At 64.1% G+C, this 19,278-nt stretch carries 17 protein-coding genes; 15 read left to right on the top strand and 2 right to left on the bottom strand.

Annotation, left to right across the window (positions count from 1 at the left end; genetic code table 11):
- The first annotated feature begins 187 nt into the window (after positions 1–187).
- From F3J20_RS03060 to F3J20_RS03020, 9 genes are all read left to right on the top strand, one after another.
- Positions 188–370 (top strand): CsbD family protein, encoded by a 183-nt coding sequence (locus F3J20_RS03060; protein WP_167041581.1) that lies wholly within the window; start codon positions 188–190, stop codon positions 368–370.
- Between the two features lie 248 nt (positions 371–618).
- On the top strand, positions 619–1,704 hold the full coding sequence (locus tag F3J20_RS03055) for an AI-2E family transporter (RefSeq protein WP_167281830.1): 1,086 nt from the start codon (positions 619–621) through the stop codon (positions 1,702–1,704).
- Between the two features lie 73 nt (positions 1,705–1,777).
- Positions 1,778–2,689, top strand: coding sequence for a LysR family transcriptional regulator (locus F3J20_RS03050; protein ID WP_167041587.1), 912 nt, complete (start codon positions 1,778–1,780; stop codon positions 2,687–2,689).
- Between the two features lie 194 nt (positions 2,690–2,883).
- The gene (locus tag F3J20_RS03045; RefSeq protein ID WP_167281829.1) at positions 2,884–3,798 is read left to right on the top strand and encodes an SMP-30/gluconolactonase/LRE family protein; all 915 of its coding nucleotides are present in this window, start codon (positions 2,884–2,886) and stop codon (positions 3,796–3,798) included.
- A 150-nt stretch (positions 3,799–3,948) separates the two neighbouring features.
- Positions 3,949–4,743 carry an SDR family NAD(P)-dependent oxidoreductase gene (locus tag F3J20_RS03040; protein WP_345889835.1) on the top strand — a complete coding sequence of 265 codons (795 nt, stop codon included), beginning with the start codon at positions 3,949–3,951 and terminating at the stop codon, positions 4,741–4,743.
- Between the two features lie 98 nt (positions 4,744–4,841).
- Positions 4,842–6,197, top strand: coding sequence for an MFS transporter (locus tag F3J20_RS03035; RefSeq protein WP_167281825.1), 1,356 nt, complete (start codon positions 4,842–4,844; stop codon positions 6,195–6,197).
- Between the two features lie 51 nt (positions 6,198–6,248).
- Positions 6,249–7,181: a 3-keto-5-aminohexanoate cleavage protein gene (locus F3J20_RS03030; protein WP_167281824.1), complete on the top strand. Its 933-nt coding sequence runs from the start codon at positions 6,249–6,251 to the stop codon at positions 7,179–7,181.
- A gap of 133 nt (positions 7,182–7,314) precedes the next feature.
- On the top strand, positions 7,315–7,857 hold the full coding sequence (locus F3J20_RS03025) for a carboxymuconolactone decarboxylase family protein (protein ID WP_167041602.1): 543 nt from the start codon (positions 7,315–7,317) through the stop codon (positions 7,855–7,857).
- Between the two features lie 96 nt (positions 7,858–7,953).
- On the top strand, positions 7,954–8,832 hold the full coding sequence (locus tag F3J20_RS03020; protein ID WP_167281822.1) for a helix-turn-helix transcriptional regulator: 879 nt from the start codon (positions 7,954–7,956) through the stop codon (positions 8,830–8,832).
- A gap of 253 nt (positions 8,833–9,085) precedes the next feature.
- Here the strand turns inward: F3J20_RS03020 and F3J20_RS03015 are convergent, their stop codons facing one another.
- Complete coding sequence (locus F3J20_RS03015) at positions 9,086–10,675, bottom strand: DHA2 family efflux MFS transporter permease subunit (RefSeq protein WP_167041608.1); 1,590 nt, start codon at positions 10,673–10,675, stop codon at positions 9,086–9,088.
- 663 nt (positions 10,676–11,338) lie between these two features.
- Here F3J20_RS03015 and F3J20_RS03010 point away from each other — a divergent pair.
- From F3J20_RS03010 to F3J20_RS02990, 5 genes are all read left to right on the top strand, one after another.
- The gene (locus tag F3J20_RS03010) at positions 11,339–12,616 is read left to right on the top strand and encodes a VRR-NUC domain-containing protein (RefSeq protein ID WP_167281820.1); all 1,278 of its coding nucleotides are present in this window, start codon (positions 11,339–11,341) and stop codon (positions 12,614–12,616) included.
- Positions 12,597–13,769 (top strand): type VI immunity family protein, encoded by a 1,173-nt coding sequence (locus F3J20_RS03005; protein ID WP_240162684.1) that lies wholly within the window; start codon positions 12,597–12,599, stop codon positions 13,767–13,769. The genes F3J20_RS03010 and F3J20_RS03005 overlap by 20 nt, the downstream gene beginning before the upstream one ends.
- 242 nt (positions 13,770–14,011) lie before the next feature.
- The gene (locus tag F3J20_RS03000; RefSeq protein ID WP_167281818.1) at positions 14,012–14,683 is read left to right on the top strand and encodes a dienelactone hydrolase family protein; all 672 of its coding nucleotides are present in this window, start codon (positions 14,012–14,014) and stop codon (positions 14,681–14,683) included.
- Between the two features lie 187 nt (positions 14,684–14,870).
- On the top strand, positions 14,871–15,923 hold the full coding sequence (locus tag F3J20_RS02995; protein ID WP_167041617.1) for a rod shape-determining protein: 1,053 nt from the start codon (positions 14,871–14,873) through the stop codon (positions 15,921–15,923).
- Between the two features lie 348 nt (positions 15,924–16,271).
- Positions 16,272–17,060, top strand: coding sequence for an alpha/beta hydrolase (locus tag F3J20_RS02990; RefSeq protein ID WP_167281856.1), 789 nt, complete (start codon positions 16,272–16,274; stop codon positions 17,058–17,060).
- Positions 17,061–17,139: 79 nt separating this feature from the next.
- Here the strand turns inward: F3J20_RS02990 and F3J20_RS02985 are convergent, their stop codons facing one another.
- Complete coding sequence (locus tag F3J20_RS02985) at positions 17,140–17,541, bottom strand: hypothetical protein (protein ID WP_167041620.1); 402 nt, start codon at positions 17,539–17,541, stop codon at positions 17,140–17,142.
- 427 nt (positions 17,542–17,968) lie between these two features.
- Here F3J20_RS02985 and gltA point away from each other — a divergent pair, with 427 nt between their 5' ends.
- Positions 17,969–19,267, top strand: a complete 1,299-nt coding sequence (gene gltA / locus F3J20_RS02980; RefSeq protein WP_167281816.1) for a citrate synthase — start codon at positions 17,969–17,971, stop codon at positions 19,265–19,267.
- Positions 19,268–19,278: the final 11 nt, after the last annotated feature.

The raw sequence follows: 19,278 nt of genomic DNA, 5'->3' as shown, positions 1-19,278 counted from the left end.
CCGTCGAGCCGGGAACGCCGCTTGCTATATCTGAGGGATTACCCGGGTAGCAATCGCATGATGCGAATCGCGGCATGCGACGAAAGCGGTTCCTGAGCCGCACGCCGAGGCGCGTCGCGAGCCGCGCACGGCGGTTCAGGCAAGGCCGCTGCCCGGGTTGCCGTTTCAATCCCACGAGGACAGCGCCATGAACAGAAATCGGGTAGAAGGTACAGCGAAGGAACTGAAGGGCTCGATCAAGGAAGCGATTGGCAAAATTACCGGTAATCGCGTGCAGCAGGCCGAGGGTGCGGCGGAAAAGCTTGCCGGGCGGATGCAGGCCAAGGTCGGCGAAGCGGCCGATGCGATGCTCGAACAGCTGAAGAGTTGACGTTTTCTCACGTTGCGCGGGGGTTCCCCTTGCCGTGCACCGCTGCGTGCAGACAGTGCGCAGGCGGCGGCCCGCGCGCAACTGTGCGTATGAGCACGCGCAAGACCGCGCGCAGGACCACGGACACGGCCCATGCCGCTCGTACCCGCGAACCCGTCGGTCACACGCGGCCCGCGCGCACCTGATACAGTCGGATGTCCCCGGCGCCGGTAAGGCGCCGGATCACATCGCCTATTCGAGGACGGTTCATGCTGGGATTCGATGTCGGCACGGCCAGGAAAGTCTGGACCGCGGCCCTGCTCGCGTTGCTGTTCTTCGTCATCTATGTCGCGTCGACGACGGTGCTCGTCATCATCTTCGCGGTGTTCTTCAGCTATCTGATCTATCCGATGGTCGCGCTCATCGAGCGTGTGAGACCGCGCCGCGTGCCGCGCGTCGCCTCGATCGCGCTCGTGTTCGTCGTCGTGGTCGCGCTGCTCGCGGTGGTCGGCTCGCTGTTCGGCGTGCAGTTGCAGGATCAGGCGACGCGTCTGCTCGCGCAATTGCCCGAGCTGATGCGCACCGACGTGCCGAACCGTCTGCCGCTGCCGCATTTTCTCGAACCGCTGCGCGAGCGCATCGTCGACTTCGTGCGCAGCCAGATCGAGACCGGCTCCGACAAGGCCGTGCCGGTGGCGCGCAGCCTCGGCCTCGGCGTCGTGCATGCGGCGAGCAACCTGATCTATCTGGTGCTGATTCCGATCCTGAGCTTTCTGCTCATCAAGGACGGCGCGCACATGCGCGATGCGTTTCTCGCGCTGCTGAACCGGCGGCATCGCGCGCTGTGGAGCGATATCGTCGACGACGTGAACGTTCTGCTCTCGAAGTATGCGCGCGCGATGCTGTTTCTGTCGCTCGCGACGCTGCTGTGCTACGGCGTTGCGTTCTCGCTGCTCGGCGTGCCGTACGCGTTTCTGCTCGCGGTCAGCGCGGGCCTGCTCGAATTCGTGCCGTTCGCGGGGCCGCTCGCCGCGGTCGCGATCACGCTCGTGGTCGCGGTGTTCAGCGGCTATCCGCATCTGCTGTGGCTGGTGATTTTCATCGGCCTGTACCGGCTCTTTCAGGACTACGTGCTCAATCCTTATCTGATGAGCGAAGGGGTCGAGGTCAGTCCGTTTCTCGTGATCGTCGGCCTGCTCGCCGGCGATCAGCTCGGCGGCGTGGCGGGGATTTTTCTCGCGGTACCGGTGATCGCGATGCTGAAGATCGTGATCGGGCGGGCGCGGGTTTTCTACGCGACATCGCACGATGAAGGGGACGCCGCGCGGCGCGTGCCGGTGGAGAAGACGGATTGACGGAGCGCGGCGGGGCGCAACGGTTCTGGTATCTTGACGCGCAATCCAGTTCCGACGTACCGCTCGCTCCCTCATGGCGCTCACCTTCAATCTGAACAACCTCATCACGTTTCTCGCTGTTGCCGAAACGCTCAGTTTCCGCCGCGCGGCGGAACAGATTCACACGTCCCAGTCCGCTGTCAGCGCCCGCATCGGCCAGCTCGAAGATCGGCTCGGCGTGCGCCTGTTCCATCGAACGACGAGGCAGGTCACGCTGACCGACGAAGGGCAGCAACTGTTCGTCGTGGCCAAGACGGCGGTCGAGGACATGGAGCGGGTCGCCGAATCGTTGCGCAAGAAAGCGGCTTTGCAGAGCGGCGAACTGACGATCGCCGCCGTCCCGTCGATTGGACAGACGGTGCTGCCGACTATCATGGGCGAGTTCCATCGCCGGCATCCGGGCGTGACGCTGAAATTGCTCGACGTGGACTCGCGGCGCTGCATCGAGATGATGGAAGCGGGCGTGGTCGATCTGGCGATCGTCTCGGATCTCGAAGACCGTCACCACACGGTTTTCGAGCCGCTCTTCTGGGACGAATGTTTCCTCGTCGTGCCGCGAACGCATCCGCTCGGCGAGCGGCGCAGCATTTCCCTGCGCGAAGCCGCGCAATACCCCCTGATGGCGAGTCCCAGGGGGACGACCCTATGGCAGATCATCGAGCGTGCGTTTGCGGCATGCGGCGCCACGCCCGTCGCGCATCAGGAAACCTGGAACATGTCGACTCTCGTGCGGCTGGTCGAAGAGGGTTTCGGCATGGGTATCGTGCCCGAGATCTGTCTCGGCAAGCTCGACGTGTCGCGCTGCACGGTCCTGTCGCTGGAAGAGCGCGTGGGCCGCATGATCGGCGTGGCGCGCCTGACGGATCGCTCGGAAACGCCCAGCAGCGCGGCGTTTCGCCAGTTGCTCGGCGAACGGACGCCGCCGCTGCGGGCGGCGCGCCCGTAGCAAGCATCGCTGGGGTTGCGTCGTCGGCTCCGCGCCGATTGTGCGCCGATTGATCGGATTTCAGCATCAATCGATAAGAAACGAGCGATTGTGGGCGCTTCACGCTGTCGACATAATCGCTTCAACAAGGCCGGCTAGCGCGTTGCCGTAGCGGCCGCAGATCAAGAATACGAAACTGCTGGAGACAGATTGCCATGTATGCAGAGCCGAGGCGTATCAAGACGGAAGTGTTCGCGACGTTGCCCGACGAATTCAGGCAGCCGCAGGCCTCGTCGGAGTGGCACGCCCAGCAGCCGGCCGGCATGCCCGGCCATTCCCTGCTCGAAGGTCCGTCGTTCGACCGGCACGGCAACCTCTGGTGCGTCGATATCCCTTGGGGCCGCATTTTCCGCGTCAGTCCCGAGGGCCGCTTCGAGTTGATGCACACCTATGACGGCGAGCCCAACGGCCTGAAAATCCACGAGGACGGCCGGATTTTCGTCGCCGACTACAAGAACGGCATCATGCTGTTCGATCCCGTAGAAAAGACCGTGCGGCCCGTGCTGGAACGGGTTCATCTCGAACGGCTCAGGGCCGTCAACGATCTGGTGTTCGCCTCGAACGGCGATCTCTACTTTACGGATCAGGGTCTCTCGGGCCTGCACAATCCCAACGGACGGGTCTTCTGTCTGCGCAAGGACGGGCAGATCGATTGCCTGATGGACAACGTGCCGAGTCCCAACGGACTGGTGCTGAACCGCGAGGAGTCGGCGCTCTATGTCGCCGTCACGCGGGCCAATGCCATCTGGCGCATTCCGTTGTTGCGCGGCGGCCGGACAGCCAAGGTCGGGTGCTTCATCCAGATGTCCGGCGGCGGCGGCCCGGACGGGCTCGCGCTCGACGAGGACGGCAATCTGGCGGTCGCGCATGTCGGTATCGGCGCGGTGTGGCTGTTCTCGGCGCGCGGCGAGCCGATGTACCGGATTCAGTCCGAGATCGGCTATCACACGACCAACGTCGCCTACGGCGGCGCCGAGCGCAAGACGCTGTTCATTACGGAATCGGAAAGCGGCACGATTCTGACGGCGGCCATGCCGGTGGCAGGGCGTTGGATGTACTCCGGCGTTTGAGCGCCGACTCGGGGCCCCGGGAGCGATCGGGGTCGATGCCGGCATCGGGAAGCAGGAATTTAAGTTAGTTATCCATATAAGTTGGACGGCAGAGGTGCTGCACGCGATGTCCACGATATGGCGGATGACCATGAAGAATGGAGAAGAAGCGTGCTGAGATTCGAGAACAAGGTGGCGATCGTGAGCGGCTGCGGTTCCTCGTTGCCGGGCTGGGGAACGGGTAAGGCGATTGCCGCGGTGCTGGCGCGCCAAGGTGCCCAGGTGGTGGGGCTCGATGTGAACGAAGAGGCGCTGGCCGACACGCGCGCCGTTATCGAAGGCGAGGGCGGCAAGCTGAAGGCCATGCTATGCGACGTGACGGACCCGCGCAGCATCGACCAGGTCGTGCGTCAGACGCTCGACGCCTACGGCCGCATCGACGTGCTCGTGAACAACGTCGGCGTGTCCGCGCCGGGCAACGTGGTCGATATGAGCGAAGAGCTGTGGGACCGGCAATTCGACATCAATCTGAAGAGCGTCTTCCTGATGTGCAAGGCGGTCCTGCCCGTGATGGACCGGCAACGCAGCGGCAACGTCGTCAACGTTTCGTCGCTCTCGGCGTTGCGCTACAGCGGCAAGCCGCAGATCGCCTACTCGTCGAGCAAGGCGGCGCTGATCCAGTTCACGCGGATGGCCGCCTTGATGCACGGCGAAAACAATGTGCGCCTGAACTGCGTCATTCCGGGGCTGATTACCACGCCGCTGGTCCAGCGCCTCGCCGACCAGTTCGGCGGCGGCGATTACGAAGCCTATCTCAAGCGCCGCAACGCGCAGGTTCCGCTGGCTCAGGAAGGGGACGCCTGGGATGTCGCCAACGCGACGGCATTTCTGGCGTCCGACGAGGCGCGCTATATCACGGCGACAGAAATTCTGGTCGACGGGGGCTCGGCCTCGACCATGCGTTAGCCACGAGCAGAAGCAACACACACGCACCGCACACGCAATGCCCCTACAGCGACACGACAAGAATCGCTGACACATGCCAATCACGATCGGAGACAGACATGCAACCCACCGCGTACGCGGCTAACCGGCTTGACCGCCTGCCTTTGAGCGGTTTTCACTGGCGTCTTCTGTGCATCATCGGCTTCGGCCTGTTCCTCGAGTTTTTCGATCTGTACACCGGCGGCGCCATTGTCGGCGTGCTGCTCAAGCAGGGATGGTCGACGCTGCAGCTCAATGCGCTGTTCGGCACGCTGACGTTCGCCGGCCTGACCGTCGGCGCGCTGCTGGCGGGGATCATCGGCGACCGCTACGGGCGGCGCGTCGCCTATCAGATCAATCTCGTCGTCTTCGGTATCGCGTCGTTTGCGGCGGCGGTCGCGCCGAACATGTACTGGCTCAGCGCGATCCGTTTCATCATGGGGCTCGGCATCGGCGCCGAGGCGGTCATCTCGTACGGGATGCTCGGGGAATTCGTGCCGCCGGGCTATCGCGGCCGCATGCTGGCCTTTCTGTCGGTGTTCGGCAACTCGGCGGTCTTTGTCGGCTCGCTGGTGAATCTCTGGGTCATTCCGCATTTCGGCTGGCGCTACGTATTCGTGATCGCGGGCGTTCTGGCCGTGGTGCTGTGGATCATGCGCCGCTCGATTCCCGAATCGCCGCGCTGGCTCGAAACCCAGGGCCGGATCGACGATGCCGAGGCGGTGCTGCAGCGGATCGAGCGCCGCGTGGCGCGCGGCGGCGAACTGCCTGCCTATGCGCGCGAACTGCCCGCGCCGGCACCGCAGGTCTCCATCGGCGTATTGTTCGCGCCGCCGATCCTCGTGTGCATCGGCTTCAGCATCTACGGCCTGATCAACTGGCTGCCGACGTTCTTCATTCAGCAGGGCTTCGACATCGTCAAGTCGCTGACGTGGACCACGGTCATCACGCTGGGCGGCCCGGTGGGCTCGCTGCTCGGCGTCGCGGTGTCGGACCGGGTGGGCCGTCGTCCCGCGATCATTACGTCGTGTCTCGTGACCGCGGTGTGCGGCCTGATCTATCAGCAGGTCGACTCGGCGTATGCGCTGATGGGCGTCGGCTTTCTGCTCGTCTGCTCCATCTACGTGCTGGTGGCGGTCGGGCAAGGGGCTTACGTGCCGGAACTGTTCTCGACGTCCTATCGCCTGCGCGGCACCGGCGTTTGCATGACGGCGGGACGGCTGGCCAGCGCGGGATGCCAGTTCTTCATCCTGTGGCTGTTCACGACGGGCGGGGTGCTGATGGTGGTCGGTTCGGTGGTCGCCGCGCAGTTGCTGCTCGCGTTCGCGGTGTGGGCCATCCGGATCGAGACGCGCGGCAAGCGGCTCGAGGAACTCGATTCGGGCGTGCGTGGCGGCGCGCTCACGGACAGTCACTCCTACAGCCGCGGTCAATAACACTGACGGGCGTATCGCGCATGATGCGTCCGCTTATCCCCTGGAGGTCACATGGGTTCATCACGCAAGGTCATCATTACCTGCGCCGTGACTGGCGCGATTCATACGCCCACGATGTCGCCGCATCTGCCGGTCACGCCCGACGAGGTCGCGCAGGCGTCGATCGGCGCCGCCGAAGCCGGCGCGGCGGTCATTCATCTTCACGCGCGCGACCCGCATGACGGCCGTCCGACGCAGGACCCGGCCGCTTTCGCCGAGTTTCTACCGCGCATCAAGAGCGCGACCGATGCCGTCATCAACCTGACCACGGGCGGCAGTCCGCATATGACGGTCGAAGAGCGCCTGCGTCCGGCCACGCACTATCGGCCCGAACTCGCCTCGCTCAATATGGGCTCGATGAACTTCGGGCTCTATCCGATGCTGGATCGTTTCAAGGAATTTGCCCACGGGTGGGAGCGCGAGCATCTGGAGCGCAGCCGTGACCTGGTGTTCAAGAACACGTTTGCCGATATCGAGTTCATTCTCAAGACATGCGGCGATAACGGCACGCGCTTCGAATTCGAGTGCTACGACACGTCGCACCTGTACAACCTTGCGCATTTCGTCGACCGCAAACTGGCGACGCCGCCATTCTTCGTGCAAACGGTCTTCGGCCTGCTCGGCGGGATCGGGCCGCACCCCGAGGACCTGGCGCATATGAAGCGGACCGCGGACCGGCTGTTCGGCACCGACTTCGTATGGTCGGTTCTGGGCGCGGGACGCCATCAGATGCCGCTTGCTTCGATGGGCGCGGCGCAGGGCGGCAACGTACGGGTGGGACTGGAAGACTCGCTCTGGATCGCGCCTGGCGAACTGGCGCAAACCAATGCCGCCCAGGTCCGCAAGATCCGGCAGATACTCGAAGGCTTGTCGCTCGAGGTCGCCACGCCTGCCGAGGCGCGAGCGATGCTCGGCCTGAAAGGCGCGCAGAACGTCAACTTCTGACGAGGCTCGCGCCGGGCTGCCGTCAACCAGAATATGAGCCGAAAGCAAGCCGCAAGCCGATGTCGTCGGAGCATGACAGCGCATGACATCGGTGGTCGATAGCGGCTTTTCCCCACCTCTACCGGAGTTCAGTATGGCTAACATTACGTATGTACCGATCGATCTCGCCGAACCCAGGGAGATCGTCGACGCGGTTCGCGCACGCCGCGGCGGAACGCTGTCGCATCTCGACCGCATTCTGCTGCATAGTCCGAACCTCGCGCAGGGATGGAACACCTACCTCGGTGCCGTGCGGCAACGGCTGTCCATCGATGCCAGGTTGCGTGAAATCATTATTTGCTGCGTCGCTTCACTGAACGACGCGGAGTACGAGTTTTATCACCACGCGCCGGAATTGCTGAAGGCGGGCGGAACGCAGCAGCAGGCGGATGCGTTGCGCAACGTCGAGGCCGCGGTGGCCGACGAGCATCTTTTCAGCGCAAGCGAACGCGCGGCGATCCGGTTGACGCTTGAAATGACGCGTGACGTCAAGGTCAGGCCCGACACGCTGGCACAGGCGCGAGCGGCGCTGGGTAGCGATCAGGCGATCGTCGAGGCGATTGCGACGGCTGCCGCGTACAACATGGTTTCCCGCATGATCGTCGCCTGCGGCATCGAGCCGGAGTCGGGGCATTGAGTTTTTCGGCGGCCCGCCGCCACAGCCTGGCGGGCCGGTCTCGCGCGCATGCTAATCTTGCTCACTTTGCAGAAGTCATACGGCAGAGCAGATAGCATGATGGAAGCCTTCGATCCGGACGGCATCGGGCAAGCGGTCTTCGTGGTCGGCGAGCGCCACGAGATGCTGGACGAACCTTGGCGCGCGCATCGGCGCGCCACGCTGATTCACGTGAACGACGGTGTGCTGACGGTGCGCACCGAAGCCGGCCGTTGGGTCGTGCCGCCCGGCCGCGCGCTGTGGATTGCCGCGGACACGCGGCATTGCCTGCGCGCGGCGCGTCCTGTGGAACTGCATGTGCTTTATGTCGCGCCGGATTGCGCGGCGGACCGCACGGCGTTTTCCGCTAGCAAGGATGCGCCGCAGTTCGGGTTCGCATCCGCGTCTTTATCTGCGTCTTTATCCGCGCGTTTCTCCATTTCATCGCCCGCTTCGCAGCCGACCTCTACGCCATGGCCCGCGCAAACCGGCGCGCTCGTTCCGGATGCGCTCGTGCAGGCGCTGCTCGCCGTCGCGGCCGGTTTGCCGCACGATGTGCCACTCGACGAACCCGCGCGCCGCCTTCTGCACGTGCTGCTGGACCGCCTCGCGGTCTTGCCCGCGGCGCCGCTTGGTTTGACCTGGCCGCGCGATCCGCGCGCGCAGCGGATCGCCGATGCGCTCAGCGCCGATCCGGCGCAATCGCTGATACTTGAGGAACTCGCCGCGGCTGCGGGCGTGACGGCCCGCACGGCCGCGCGTCTGTTCGCGAAGGAAACGGGGCAGACCTTCGGGCAATGGCGCCAGCAACTGCGCCTGCTGGCCGCGCTCGAACATCTCGGCGCCGGCGAAAGCGTCACGCAGGTGGCGCTCGCAGTCGGCTATAGCGATGTGTCGTCGTTTATTGCCGTGTTTCGCGAGGCGTTCGGCGATACGCCGGCGCGGTATTTTCGTTGATGCGGCGTTGCTGCCGCTGCGTTGTCGAGTTTGCTGTCTGGTGCTGAGTGCTGAGTGCTGAGTGCTGAGTGCTGAGTGCTGAGTGCTGAGTGCTGAGTGCTGAGTGCTGAGTGCTGAGTGCCGAGTGCCGAGTGCCGAGTGCCGAGTGCCGAGTGCCGAGTGCCGAGTGCCGAGTGCCGAGTGCCGAGTGCCGGGCAACGAGTCGCCTCGCATCGCTCACCCCCCCGCGCACCATTCCCGCCGCTCCCTCGACTCAATGCGCTCCCGCCGCACCCGGCCCGCCGCCGCCTTTCACCGGCCGCGTGATCCAGATCAGTGGAATGATCAGCACGAAAATAATCGCCGAGATAAGGAAGATGTCGTTCAGGCCCATCATCGCCGCCTGCGTGTTGACCGTGAAATCGAACAGCGCATTCGCCGACTGCGCGTTCAGATGCAGCAGCGCTTGCGTCGTGTCGATCTGCTGCGCGAACACGGGGTTGCCGATCGACGCCTGCTCCGTGAGCCGCACATGATGGAGCACCGTGCGGTTGTTCCAGGCCGTGCCCGCGAGCGACGTGCCCACCGCGCCGCAAAACACGCGCACGAAATTCGACAGACCCGCCGCCGCCGGAATCCGGCTCGGCGGCTGGCCCGACAGGATGATCGCCGTGAGCGGCACGAAGAACATCGCCATCGGAATGCCTTGCAGCAGCGTCGGCAGCACGAGATGCCACGTGTCGATTTCGATCACGTATTTCGAGCGCATGTAGAACACGATTGCGAAGCCGACGAACGCGAGCGTCGAGATCACGCGCGCGTCCGAGCGCGGCAGCACGCGGCCCATGACCGGCGCGAGAATCACCGCGAACACGCCGAGCGGCGCGGTGACGAGGCCGGCGTCGACCGAGCGGTAGTTCAGATACTCCTGCATCCATTGCGGCAGCAGCACGAGATTGCCGAAGAACACGCCGTACGCGACTGAAATCGCGATCGTGCCGCCGAGAAAATTGCGCTGCCGGAACAGCCGCAGATCGACGATCGGGTTCTCCTCGGTCAACTCCCACACAAGGAAAAACGCGAAGCTGATCAGCGCGACGAGGCCGAGCGTCGCGATCACCGGCGACGAGAACCAGTCGAGGTCCTTGCCCTTGTCGAGCATGATCTGCAGCGACGCGACCCACGTAATCAGGAGGCCGAGGCCGATCACGTCGATCGGCGGCTTGCGCGTGGGCGATTCGCGGGTGCGGTAGATCATCCACGTGACGCCGCCCGCGAACAGGCCGACCGGAATGTTGATGTAGAAGATCCACGACCAGCTGTAGCTATCCGTGATCCAGCCGCCGAGCGCCGGGCCCGCGATCGGGCCGACGGTCGCGGTCATCGCCCACAGCGCGAGCGCGGTCGAGGCTTTCTCCTTCGGATACGAGCCGAGCAGGATCGCCTGCGAGAGCGGAATCAGCGGACCGGCCACCGCGCCCTGGAAAATCCGCGCGATCAGCAGGACCGGCAGTGTCGGCGCGATGCCGCACAGCCACGAGGCGAGCGTGAACGCGAGGATCGCGCCGACGAACAGCTTGACCTGGCCGATGCGCTGCGTGAGCCAGCCGGTCAGCGGAATCGACACGGCATTGGCGGCCGCGAATACGGTGATGACCCACGTGCCTTCGTCGACCGAGACGCCGAGATTGCCTGAAATCGTCGGGATCGCGACGTTCGCGATCGAGGTGTCGAGCACGTTCATGAACGTGGCGAGGGCGACCGCGAAGGTCGCCAGCACGAGTTTGCCGCCTTCGAGGGGCGGCGGCGGTGCGGGAGGCGGTGGAGGCGGCGCGGAAGCGGGCGCGTCGTTGGGCTGGGTCAAGCGGTTTCTCCGGATACGGTGCGGCCAGTGAGGCGGACGGACCGCGTCTGCGCGTTGCGCCGATGATGTGCCGCGCGAGAGTGGGCGGCGGGTCCGTCGGGTACTCGTCGGAGCATACCTGTATTCGGGTTGAGGCGTCGGCGAGGCGGGCGGTGCAGTGCTGACCGGCGAGACCGGCCCATGGTGGCGAGTGTCGTTGCCTCGGGGCGACGGAGCGATTCACTGTCGGGAATGCCTTTCTCCAGAAATTTCAGGATTTCTCACAATCCCGGCCATCGAAGGATCGTTGTCGCGGGCATGGATGTGCTGCGCAGGTCATGCGGCGAAAAGTCAAACAGGATGGCGTCTTTGACGGGTTTCAGGGAGCGCCGACCCGGTTTGCACGGCAGAGAGCTTGGGCCGGTTTGCAGAATCGTGTCATTGCTTTTCCGTGAGAAGTTGGGAACGATCACACGCCATGCATCCGCAAGCCTGGCCTATCCGGCCCCGGGTGCGCCGCTCGGGGTTGCCGCCGTGGGAGCGGCGCGAAGACCACGCGCTGAATAGCAGGGGAACCGGTGGTGTCATGGCCGAAGGTACACCAGGAAAACGTCAGGTGTACGGATGGAGTTTTTTGCCGGCTACATCGCCGAATAACGCGGACGGAAAGGAGAGCATGGGGTTATGACAGCACAGATGATTCCCTTTGACACGACAGTGACCATTCGGGAGGACATACCCAAATACGTCCGTCTTCCGCATCAGGCGATGGGTTACCTCGAAGAAAAAATCCGCTCGGCGATGTGGTGGCCCGAGGTACTGCGGGTGCAGAGACCGGATGGCCTCGTGGGAACGAGCCTGCTCAAGCAGATTGCAATGAGCGCGGCGATTCGCGCGGATGAGAGGAAGCATGAGTTCTGCTGGCGGTATAAGGCTGAAGTGTCGTTTGATATGCGGCCTTGGCAAACAAGCAGACGTGCAAAAGCGCCAATTCCTTTTCTGAGCAAGACCGACGGCGACACCCCCGGGCGCCGCCACAGCCAGAACCCGTTTCCTCTGCCCGGCAGCCTTGCGGGCGAAGTCCGCCGCCCGGATGTGGTGATCGTCGAGAACGAGGGCAACCGGTGGCCAGGGCGCGGAGCAGTCGATCACGACGGCATGGCGCAGTGGCCGAACCTGCTGAGGCTCGTCGAGGTCAAGTTTCCGGGAGACACCTGGGGAAAGGGACAGGAAGAAGACTATGTAGGGATAGCCGGCGATAACCACCACATGACTGTGCTGAAGGTCTCGGGCGGTGAGGAGCATGCGAAAGAGCTGGTCGAGGCGGCCATTGCCGCCGGATTCCTCGGCAAGGTCGCCGGCAGGCTGCTGCTGCGCGCCCGGCTCCGCTCGAAGATCCCCGTCCCACAGGCCGCATGGTTCGAGCCGTGGAGCGCGCTGGAGGGCGCAGCCGGTTCGGCCGCGAACGGTGTGGCGGCGCTGTGGGATACGGCCGCACAAGGGGTCCGCGAGCTTTCTGCCGACACCCAGGTCTGGCTGCGTCAGAGCGCGCAGTGGCTGTTCGAGCAGGGCCGGTGGATAACGGAAGCGAGTGCCGCTGGCCATGACCATGAATGGCACTACCTCGACGACACAAACCACGCCGTGCAGCGCTACACCGCTGCTGAACTCAAGGCCGCATGGCAGCAGATCAGACAGCAGACCGACCTGACCGTCCAGCAACTGCGGCAGATCGACTGGGGACAGGTGTGCATCACCATGTCCGGGGGGATGGCCGTGGTTGTCCTCGTCATCGATGGGGTTCTCGTTCCCGTCGTGCTGACGCAGGCTCTGGTCGGCGCGCTGGCCGCGCTGGTGGCGATCACCGCGACAGCGGGCGACGCGGCGCTGATGGCGGCACTGACCAGTCCACCCAATTTTTCTTTTACTGCAAACGGATCACATGATGAATTCTTCCCGTAAAAAGCCGGTGCTGACACCGGCGGAAGCCTTCAGCCGCTATGGCGAGGAACTATGTCAGCACGACAACCGGGGCGGGCTGGTGATCTTCCCGGGCGTCATCGGCACGGTGTTCTTCGAGCGCGGTTCGAAGCCCGATGTACGCCGCGGACTGCTCGCCTGCTTCGACCGTTTCGAACAACTGTTTGGTCACTACCTGAAAGGCGGCAGGAATGGCGATGACGGCCGCTTCAGCCGGAAGACGCCACGCGGGGTCGAGGCGATCCGCCGGGCAATTCTGGAAGTCCCGCCAGAGGTCAAGCTGGAAGTCGTACGCTCCAGCGCGATCGATGAGGATAGCACTGCGGCCTATCAGATCGAGACGCTGACCGATGTGGCGGTAGCCGAAGACTATACCGATCCGTCAGGATTTTCCGTGAAGAAAGGGCAGGACTGTGGCTTGTCCTACCTGAAATTCTGGATGCAGATGGATTTCGTGAACACGCCCGAAGGTGTCCGGAGCTACGAAGCGTTCCTGCGCTTTGTCTGCGAACAGCTTCCGGTGCGGGGCGGCTACGGCGGTCTGTCGTCCATCCTGCCGTACAGTTTCCACGAGTACATGCCGCAGGAGTGGGCGCTCGCGCAGCGGTTCAGCGGGCTGGAAATCGACAGCTATGCCTTTCTACAAAAGCAGGAATACGACACCATGTCGTACGAGGGTCAATCGACCGACCACATGACGGCGATTTATGAAGATCTTCGTCCCGGCGCCAAAGTCGGGCATTACGGGTTCATCAAGGGCGTGAACTGGTACACCCTCATTGGCGACCTGTTTGTCGACCGGCTCGGCGGGGAAGCGGTCGTGCGAGCCGAACTGGCACGGCCTGACATTGGCATCGAGAGGATCGGCCACTGCCTGCTGATCCGCGCGGGCGACTTCCCCCGCCTCGGCGCGCCTGAAGAGGGACTTCCCGAACCCTACGTGTTCGTCAATCGCGCGCTACGCGTGCTGCGCAATCCCGCGCCTCCCTCGCTGCACACCAACGTGCCGGGCATCGAGCATGCCGACCCCGACGGCACCCGTCGATGGGAAGCCCGCTTTGACCTGCCCGGTGCGCCACCGTTGCCGCGCACACCTGAAATCGTCCCCGCGAAGAAAAACGACCCAGCAAACTGACTCAGGGCAACGGCATGGGTTTGATTCGATTGGGCGACACCGCTGGTCATGGCGGCAAGGTCGCCATCGTGTCGAATCCAGCCATGTGAGTCTCACTCCGCCCCGAACACGAAAATTCCGCCTTCCCAGCACAAACCCACCTCGCAGCGTATGCTCGCGCCTGAGGCCCCACGCGTCGTCTTCGCGTTCAGCAGCAGGGCCGCGCAACCTACCACGAATCCAACGCTAGAAAGGAAACCCCCATGAACTGGGAACAATTCGAACACGGCTGGCGGCGCGCGCCGGTGAATGCGCCCGCAACGAGTCTCGTCGTGCTGATGCACGGTGTCGGCAGCAATGCGCGCGACCTGATGCCGCTTGCCGATATCTGGAGCGAGAGCCTGCCCAAGGCGGCGTTCGTGTCGCTCGACGGCACCGAGCCGTTCGACGGTGGCTTCGGCGGCCGTCAGTGGTTCAGCCTGCGCGACGTCAGCGAGGCGAACCGCGCGGCGCGCGTCGTCGCCGCGTATCCGGCGCTGCGGCGCGTGTTCGACGCCGAACTCGCGCGCTGCCAGCTGTCTTTCGAAAAACTCGCGCTCGTCGGTTTTTCGCAAGGCTCCATCATGGCGCTGCATCATGTCGCGGAAAATCCGCAGGGCGCCGCGGCGGTCGTCGCCTATTCGGGGCGGCTCGCCTCTGCTATCACCGCGCATAACGACACCCAGCGCGCCACGCCGCTCACGCTGATCCACGGCGAGGACGACAACGTGATCCCGGTGCGCGAACTCGAGCACGCCGCCGCCGCGTTCAGCGCGGCTGGTTATCCGGTCGATGCCTATGCGCTGCCCGGCGTCGGCCACACGATCACCGGCGAAGGCGTCGCGCTCGGCGGCGCGGCGCTGCAGCGCGCGCTCGATGCTGTGTCGCGCAATTGACACAGCGCTGATCGAAAGTGTCTCTAAAGGTTTCGATCCGCTTGCCGTTACAGGCTTAATGGATCGAGAATCATCTTCACCGCGCGCAAGCGCAACGCCCAGCCGGGCGTGGCGCGCGGTTCGGAGCACCGGGGGCGCATTCCAGACCCGCCTGAGACGGTGGATCACGACATATCAGAGCCTGCCTATGGCCACATCGACGCCGCATTACCCGCTTTTCGAGCGACTGTTCCGTCACTCCGTGGCGGTAGACCTCGGCACAGCCAATACGCTCATCTATACCGACGACGGCGGCATCGTGGTGAACCAGCCGTCCGTGGTCTGCTTCGAGAAAGAGCCGGCGACCGGACCGAAGCGCATCGCAGCGGTCGGCACCGAGGCGCGTCAGCTGCTCGGCCGCGCACCGCTCAATCTCGAAGCGGTGCGGCCGATGCGCCACGGCGTAATCGCCAATTTCTCGGCCGCCGAACAGATGATCCGGCAATTCGTCGACATGGCGCGTCCGCGCTCGCTGTTCAGCCGGCGCGCCGCGTTCACGGTGTGCGTGCCCGAAGGGGCGACCCAGGTCGAGCGGCGCGCGATCCGCGAGGCCGCCGAGGCGGCCGGCGCGTGGAAGGTCAGCCTGATCGGCGAATCGCTCGCGTCGGCGCTCGGCGCGGGCTTGCCGGTGAGCGAGGCGATCGGCTCGATGGTCGTCGACATCGGCGGCGGCACGACCGAAGTCGGCGTGATCGCGCTCGGCGGCGCCGCGTATAGCGGCTCGGTGCGCGTCGGCGGCGACAATTTCGACGCGGCCATCGTAAGCTACGTGCGCAATCTCTACGGCGTGCTGCTCGGCGAGCAGACGGCCGAGCACGTGAAGAAGAGCATCGGCTCGGCCGTGCACGACGTGCCGCTCGAACAGATGAGCGCGACCGGCCGCAGCGTCGACGACGGCTTGCCGCGCACGGTACAACTGAGCAACCGCGATGTCGCCGAGGCGATCGAGGGGCCGCTGCGTCAGGTGATCGGCGCGGTGAAACGCGCGCTTGAACTGGCGCCGGCCGAACTGGTCACCGATATCGCGCACAACGGCATCGTGCTGACCGGTGGCGGCGCGCTGCTCGGCAACCTCGGACAACGCCTCACCGATGAAATCGGGCTGGACGTGTATGTCGCCGACGAACCGCTGACCTGCGCGGTGCGCGGCGCAGCGGCGGCCGCCGCGACGGGCCTGCTTGACGAAGCCGGGTTCGAGTGAGCGGTAGGGGGCTTGTGCGTGGGTGTCTGCGAGTGCGTTCGCATCCTTGCGCAATGACGCAATGACGTGCCGGCGAACAGGCCGATGAGCCGGCCCATGAGCCAGCCCATGCGGGCTGATTGAAGCGTTCGACAGCGCTTATGTGACAATACGTCCCACGTCCCCCTTTCAGGGATGCCAATGCGCTTCTTTTTTCAACGCTTTTTTGCTGGGGCCGCCGAATCCGCGTAGCGCCACGCCGCCCGTGAACCACTCGTGAATCAATCCGTTTCCACTTCTTCCGCTTCGTCCGCCTCATCTTCGTCTTCGCCCTCGTCATCCTTTATCGAATTGCAGAACGGTTTGCGCATGCCCTATGTCGAAGCCGGCGAGGGTGAATTGCTGCTGTTCGTGCACGGCTCGCTATGCGATTACCGCTACTGGCAGCCGCAGCTTGCCGGTCTGTCGAAGCGCTATCGCTGTGTCGCGGTGAGCCTCACGCATTACTGGCCGGTGACCGACAGCGGCCAGGACCTGCCGTTCAGCTGGAGCGGACACGCGGACGAAGTCGCGGAATTCATCGAGCGTTTCGGCGCGGGACCGGCGCACGTGGTCGGGCATTCGCGTGGCGGCTGTGTGGCGTTCCATTTCGCGCGGCGTCATCCCGAGCACGTGCGCACGCTGACACTTGCCGATCCGGGCGGGCCATTGCAGATTGCCGGCCGTCCGCCCGCGCGTCTGCCGGAAACGGTCAACGCGTTGCGCGCGAAAGCGGCGCAGTTGATCGAAACGGGCGAGGTGGAAGCGGGCCTGCAGCTGTTCGTCGATTCGGTGAGCCGCCCTGGTTTCTGGGCCATGAGCACGCCGGGCTTTCGCCGCATGGCGACCGACAATGCGCACACGCTCGCGCGGCAATTCCGTGATCCGCTGCCTACGTACGTGCCCGAGGAAGCGGCTGAGGTGCGTTGCCCGGTGCTGTTGATCGATGGCGAGAAGAGCCCCGACATGTTCCGGCGCACCGTGACTGCATTGCAGGGATGGTTGCCCGATGCGCGCCGCGAGACGGTGCGCGGCGCGTCGCACGGCATGAATCTCGCGCACCCGTCGGCGTTCAATCGCTATGTCGACGAGTTCGTCGAGGCGATGAGCGTGCGTTGAAGATGCGGTTGCAGTGAGAACATCACGGGCAATCGGTGGGCGTGCGCTTCACCGATTGCCCGCGAGACGCATGACGTCTTTATGCCTTGCGATGCGCATCCTTGTCGAGCGCGCGTTCGGCTGCTTCGCCGACGAGCCCGTGATAGTAGAGATGCACGCCGATCGCGAGCGAGTCGTTGCGAATTTCATGGAACACCTTCCATGCTTTGGCCGGGTCCTTGAACAGCAGATAGTGCGCTTCCTGTGCGATGAGGTCAGCGACTTCATGCAGCCCGTGGCCGTGCAATACGTCCACGAGCGTATCGAGACTGCGATGCGTGCGCGCGTCGGTGCGCGGATAGAGCATGTGCAGTACGGCGACGTCCTGCGTCTTCAGCGCCGCCGACAACGCGACGACGATGTCCTGGTGATTGAGCGCGGTAACGGTGCTGTCTTCGGTATGGATGTGGTCCGGGAACAGCGTTTCGAGCGATGCGTTCATCGTGTCCTTCCTGTTTTTCTATCTGTTCAAAAAGCCCGCATCGGATAGCGGGCCGTAACGTCAAAGCATGGACCGAGTATCGCAGATGGATGCGGGCCGGCGCAGTGCGCGCGCCGCAAAACATTGTTGCAACGATGACGCTGACTTTCATTTAGCTGGCAATGCGCCGGGGCGCGTGAAGGAGACCGATAGAACCGCGAGGCGTGCGTTCGCGGACGACGAACAGACGTGCGCCGGCAACGAATGTTGCGTGCATCGAGATGGATTGTTGCAGTCAATCGTCGCAATCAATGCGGCCTCGGCCCGTAGAATGCGGGGCGAGCCTGAGCATGCCCGTATTTCTCCGAGCGCGCCGATGTCGCGCTTGCCTGTCCGACCCTCATGCATGCCGGCACGTGTTCGGTATCAAAGCAAAAGGAAGATCCAGATGAATTCGAAGACACACGCAACGCTGAGCTTCTCCGACAGCGATCAGACCATCGATCTACCGATCTATCAGGGCACGCTGGGCCCGGACGTCATCGACATTCGCAAACTGTACGGACAGACCGGCAAGTTCACCTATGACCCGGGCTTCATGTCCACGGCGTCGTGCAATTCCGAAATCACGTATATCGACGGCGACAAGGGCGAGTTGCTGTATCGCGGCTATCCGATCGACAACCTCGCGCAGAATGCCGACTTCCTCGAAAGCTGCTACCTGCTGCTGAAGGGCGAACTGCCGAACGCGCAGCAAAAGGCCGAATTCGTCAACACCGTCACGCAGCACACGATGGTGCACGAGCAGATGCATTTCTTCTTCCGCGGCTTCCGCCGCGACGCGCACCCGATGGCGATTCTGGTTGCCGCAGTCGGCGCGCTGTCGGCGTTCTATCACGACTCGCTCGACATCTCGAACCCGGAGCATCGCGAAGTGTCCGCGATCCGCATGATCGCGAAGCTGCCGACGCTCGTCGCCATGGCGTACAAGTACACCGTCGGCCAGCCGTTCGTTTATCCGAAGAACGACCTGTCGTACAGCGCGAACTTCATGCGCATGATGTTCGCGAATCCCGCCGAGGAATACAAGGTCAACGACGTGCTGGTGCGCGCGCTCGACCGCATCCTGATCCTGCACGCAGACCACGAGCAGAACGCCTCGACCTCGACCGTGCGTCTCGCCGGTTCGTCGGGCGCCAATCCGTTCGCCTGTATCGCAGCCGGCATCGCGTGCCTGTGGGGCCCGGCGCACGGCGGTGCGAACGAAGCCGCGCTGAACATGCTCGAAGAAATCGGCTCGGTCGACAACATCCCCGAGTTCATCAAGCAGGTCAAGGACAAGAACTCGGGCGTGAAGCTGATGGGCTTCGGTCACCGCGTCTACAAGAACTACGACCCGCGCGCGAAGCTGATGCGCGAAACCTGCCACGAAGTGCTCGAAGAACTGGGTCTGTACGACGATCCGCTGTTCAAGCTCGCCATGGCACTCGAAAAGATCGCGCTTGAAGACGAATACTTCGTGTCGCGCAAGCTGTACCCGAACGTCGACTTCTACTCGGGCATCGTGCAGCGCGCGCTGGGCATCCCGACCTCGATGTTCACGTGCATCTTCGCGATGGCGCGTACGGTCGGCTGGATTGCGCAGTGGAACGAAATGATCGCCGATCCGGAGCAGAAGATCGGTCGTCCGCGCCAGCTCTTCATCGGCGAGACGCTGCGTGAAGCGAAGCCGCTAGCACAGCGCTAAACCGGCGCCGA

This window comes from Paraburkholderia sp. Cy-641, from assembly GCF_011752945.1.
In the GTDB taxonomy this organism is placed as follows: domain Bacteria; phylum Pseudomonadota; class Gammaproteobacteria; order Burkholderiales; family Burkholderiaceae; genus Paraburkholderia.
The sequence above is the reverse complement of the archived record's forward strand: the minus strand, read 5'-3'. Positions and strand labels throughout refer to the sequence as shown.

Excerpts from the sequence above, each read along its gene's own strand:
- F3J20_RS03060 (WP_167041581.1), top strand. The coding sequence starts at position 188 with ATGAACAGAAATCGGGTAGAAGGTACAGCGAAGGAACTGAAGGGCTCG.
- F3J20_RS03055 (WP_167281830.1), top strand. The coding sequence starts at position 619 with ATGCTGGGATTCGATGTCGGCACGGCCAGGAAAGTCTGGACCGCGGCC.
- F3J20_RS03050 (WP_167041587.1), top strand. The coding sequence starts at position 1,778 with ATGGCGCTCACCTTCAATCTGAACAACCTCATCACGTTTCTCGCTGTT.
- F3J20_RS03045 (WP_167281829.1), top strand. The coding sequence starts at position 2,884 with ATGTATGCAGAGCCGAGGCGTATCAAGACGGAAGTGTTCGCGACGTTG.
- F3J20_RS03035 (WP_167281825.1), top strand. The coding sequence starts at position 4,842 with ATGCAACCCACCGCGTACGCGGCTAACCGGCTTGACCGCCTGCCTTTG.
- F3J20_RS03030 (WP_167281824.1), top strand. The coding sequence starts at position 6,249 with ATGGGTTCATCACGCAAGGTCATCATTACCTGCGCCGTGACTGGCGCG.
- F3J20_RS03025 (WP_167041602.1), top strand. The coding sequence starts at position 7,315 with ATGGCTAACATTACGTATGTACCGATCGATCTCGCCGAACCCAGGGAG.
- F3J20_RS03020 (WP_167281822.1), top strand. The coding sequence starts at position 7,954 with ATGATGGAAGCCTTCGATCCGGACGGCATCGGGCAAGCGGTCTTCGTG.
- F3J20_RS03010 (WP_167281820.1), top strand. The coding sequence starts at position 11,339 with ATGACAGCACAGATGATTCCCTTTGACACGACAGTGACCATTCGGGAG.
- F3J20_RS03005 (WP_240162684.1), top strand. The coding sequence starts at position 12,597 with ATGATGAATTCTTCCCGTAAAAAGCCGGTGCTGACACCGGCGGAAGCC.
- F3J20_RS03000 (WP_167281818.1), top strand. The coding sequence starts at position 14,012 with ATGAACTGGGAACAATTCGAACACGGCTGGCGGCGCGCGCCGGTGAAT.
- F3J20_RS02995 (WP_167041617.1), top strand. The coding sequence starts at position 14,871 with ATGGCCACATCGACGCCGCATTACCCGCTTTTCGAGCGACTGTTCCGT.
- F3J20_RS02990 (WP_167281856.1), top strand. The coding sequence starts at position 16,272 with ATGCCCTATGTCGAAGCCGGCGAGGGTGAATTGCTGCTGTTCGTGCAC.
- F3J20_RS02985 (WP_167041620.1), bottom strand. The coding sequence starts at position 17,541 with ATGAACGCATCGCTCGAAACGCTGTTCCCGGACCACATCCATACCGAA.
- gltA (WP_167281816.1), top strand. The coding sequence starts at position 17,969 with ATGAATTCGAAGACACACGCAACGCTGAGCTTCTCCGACAGCGATCAG.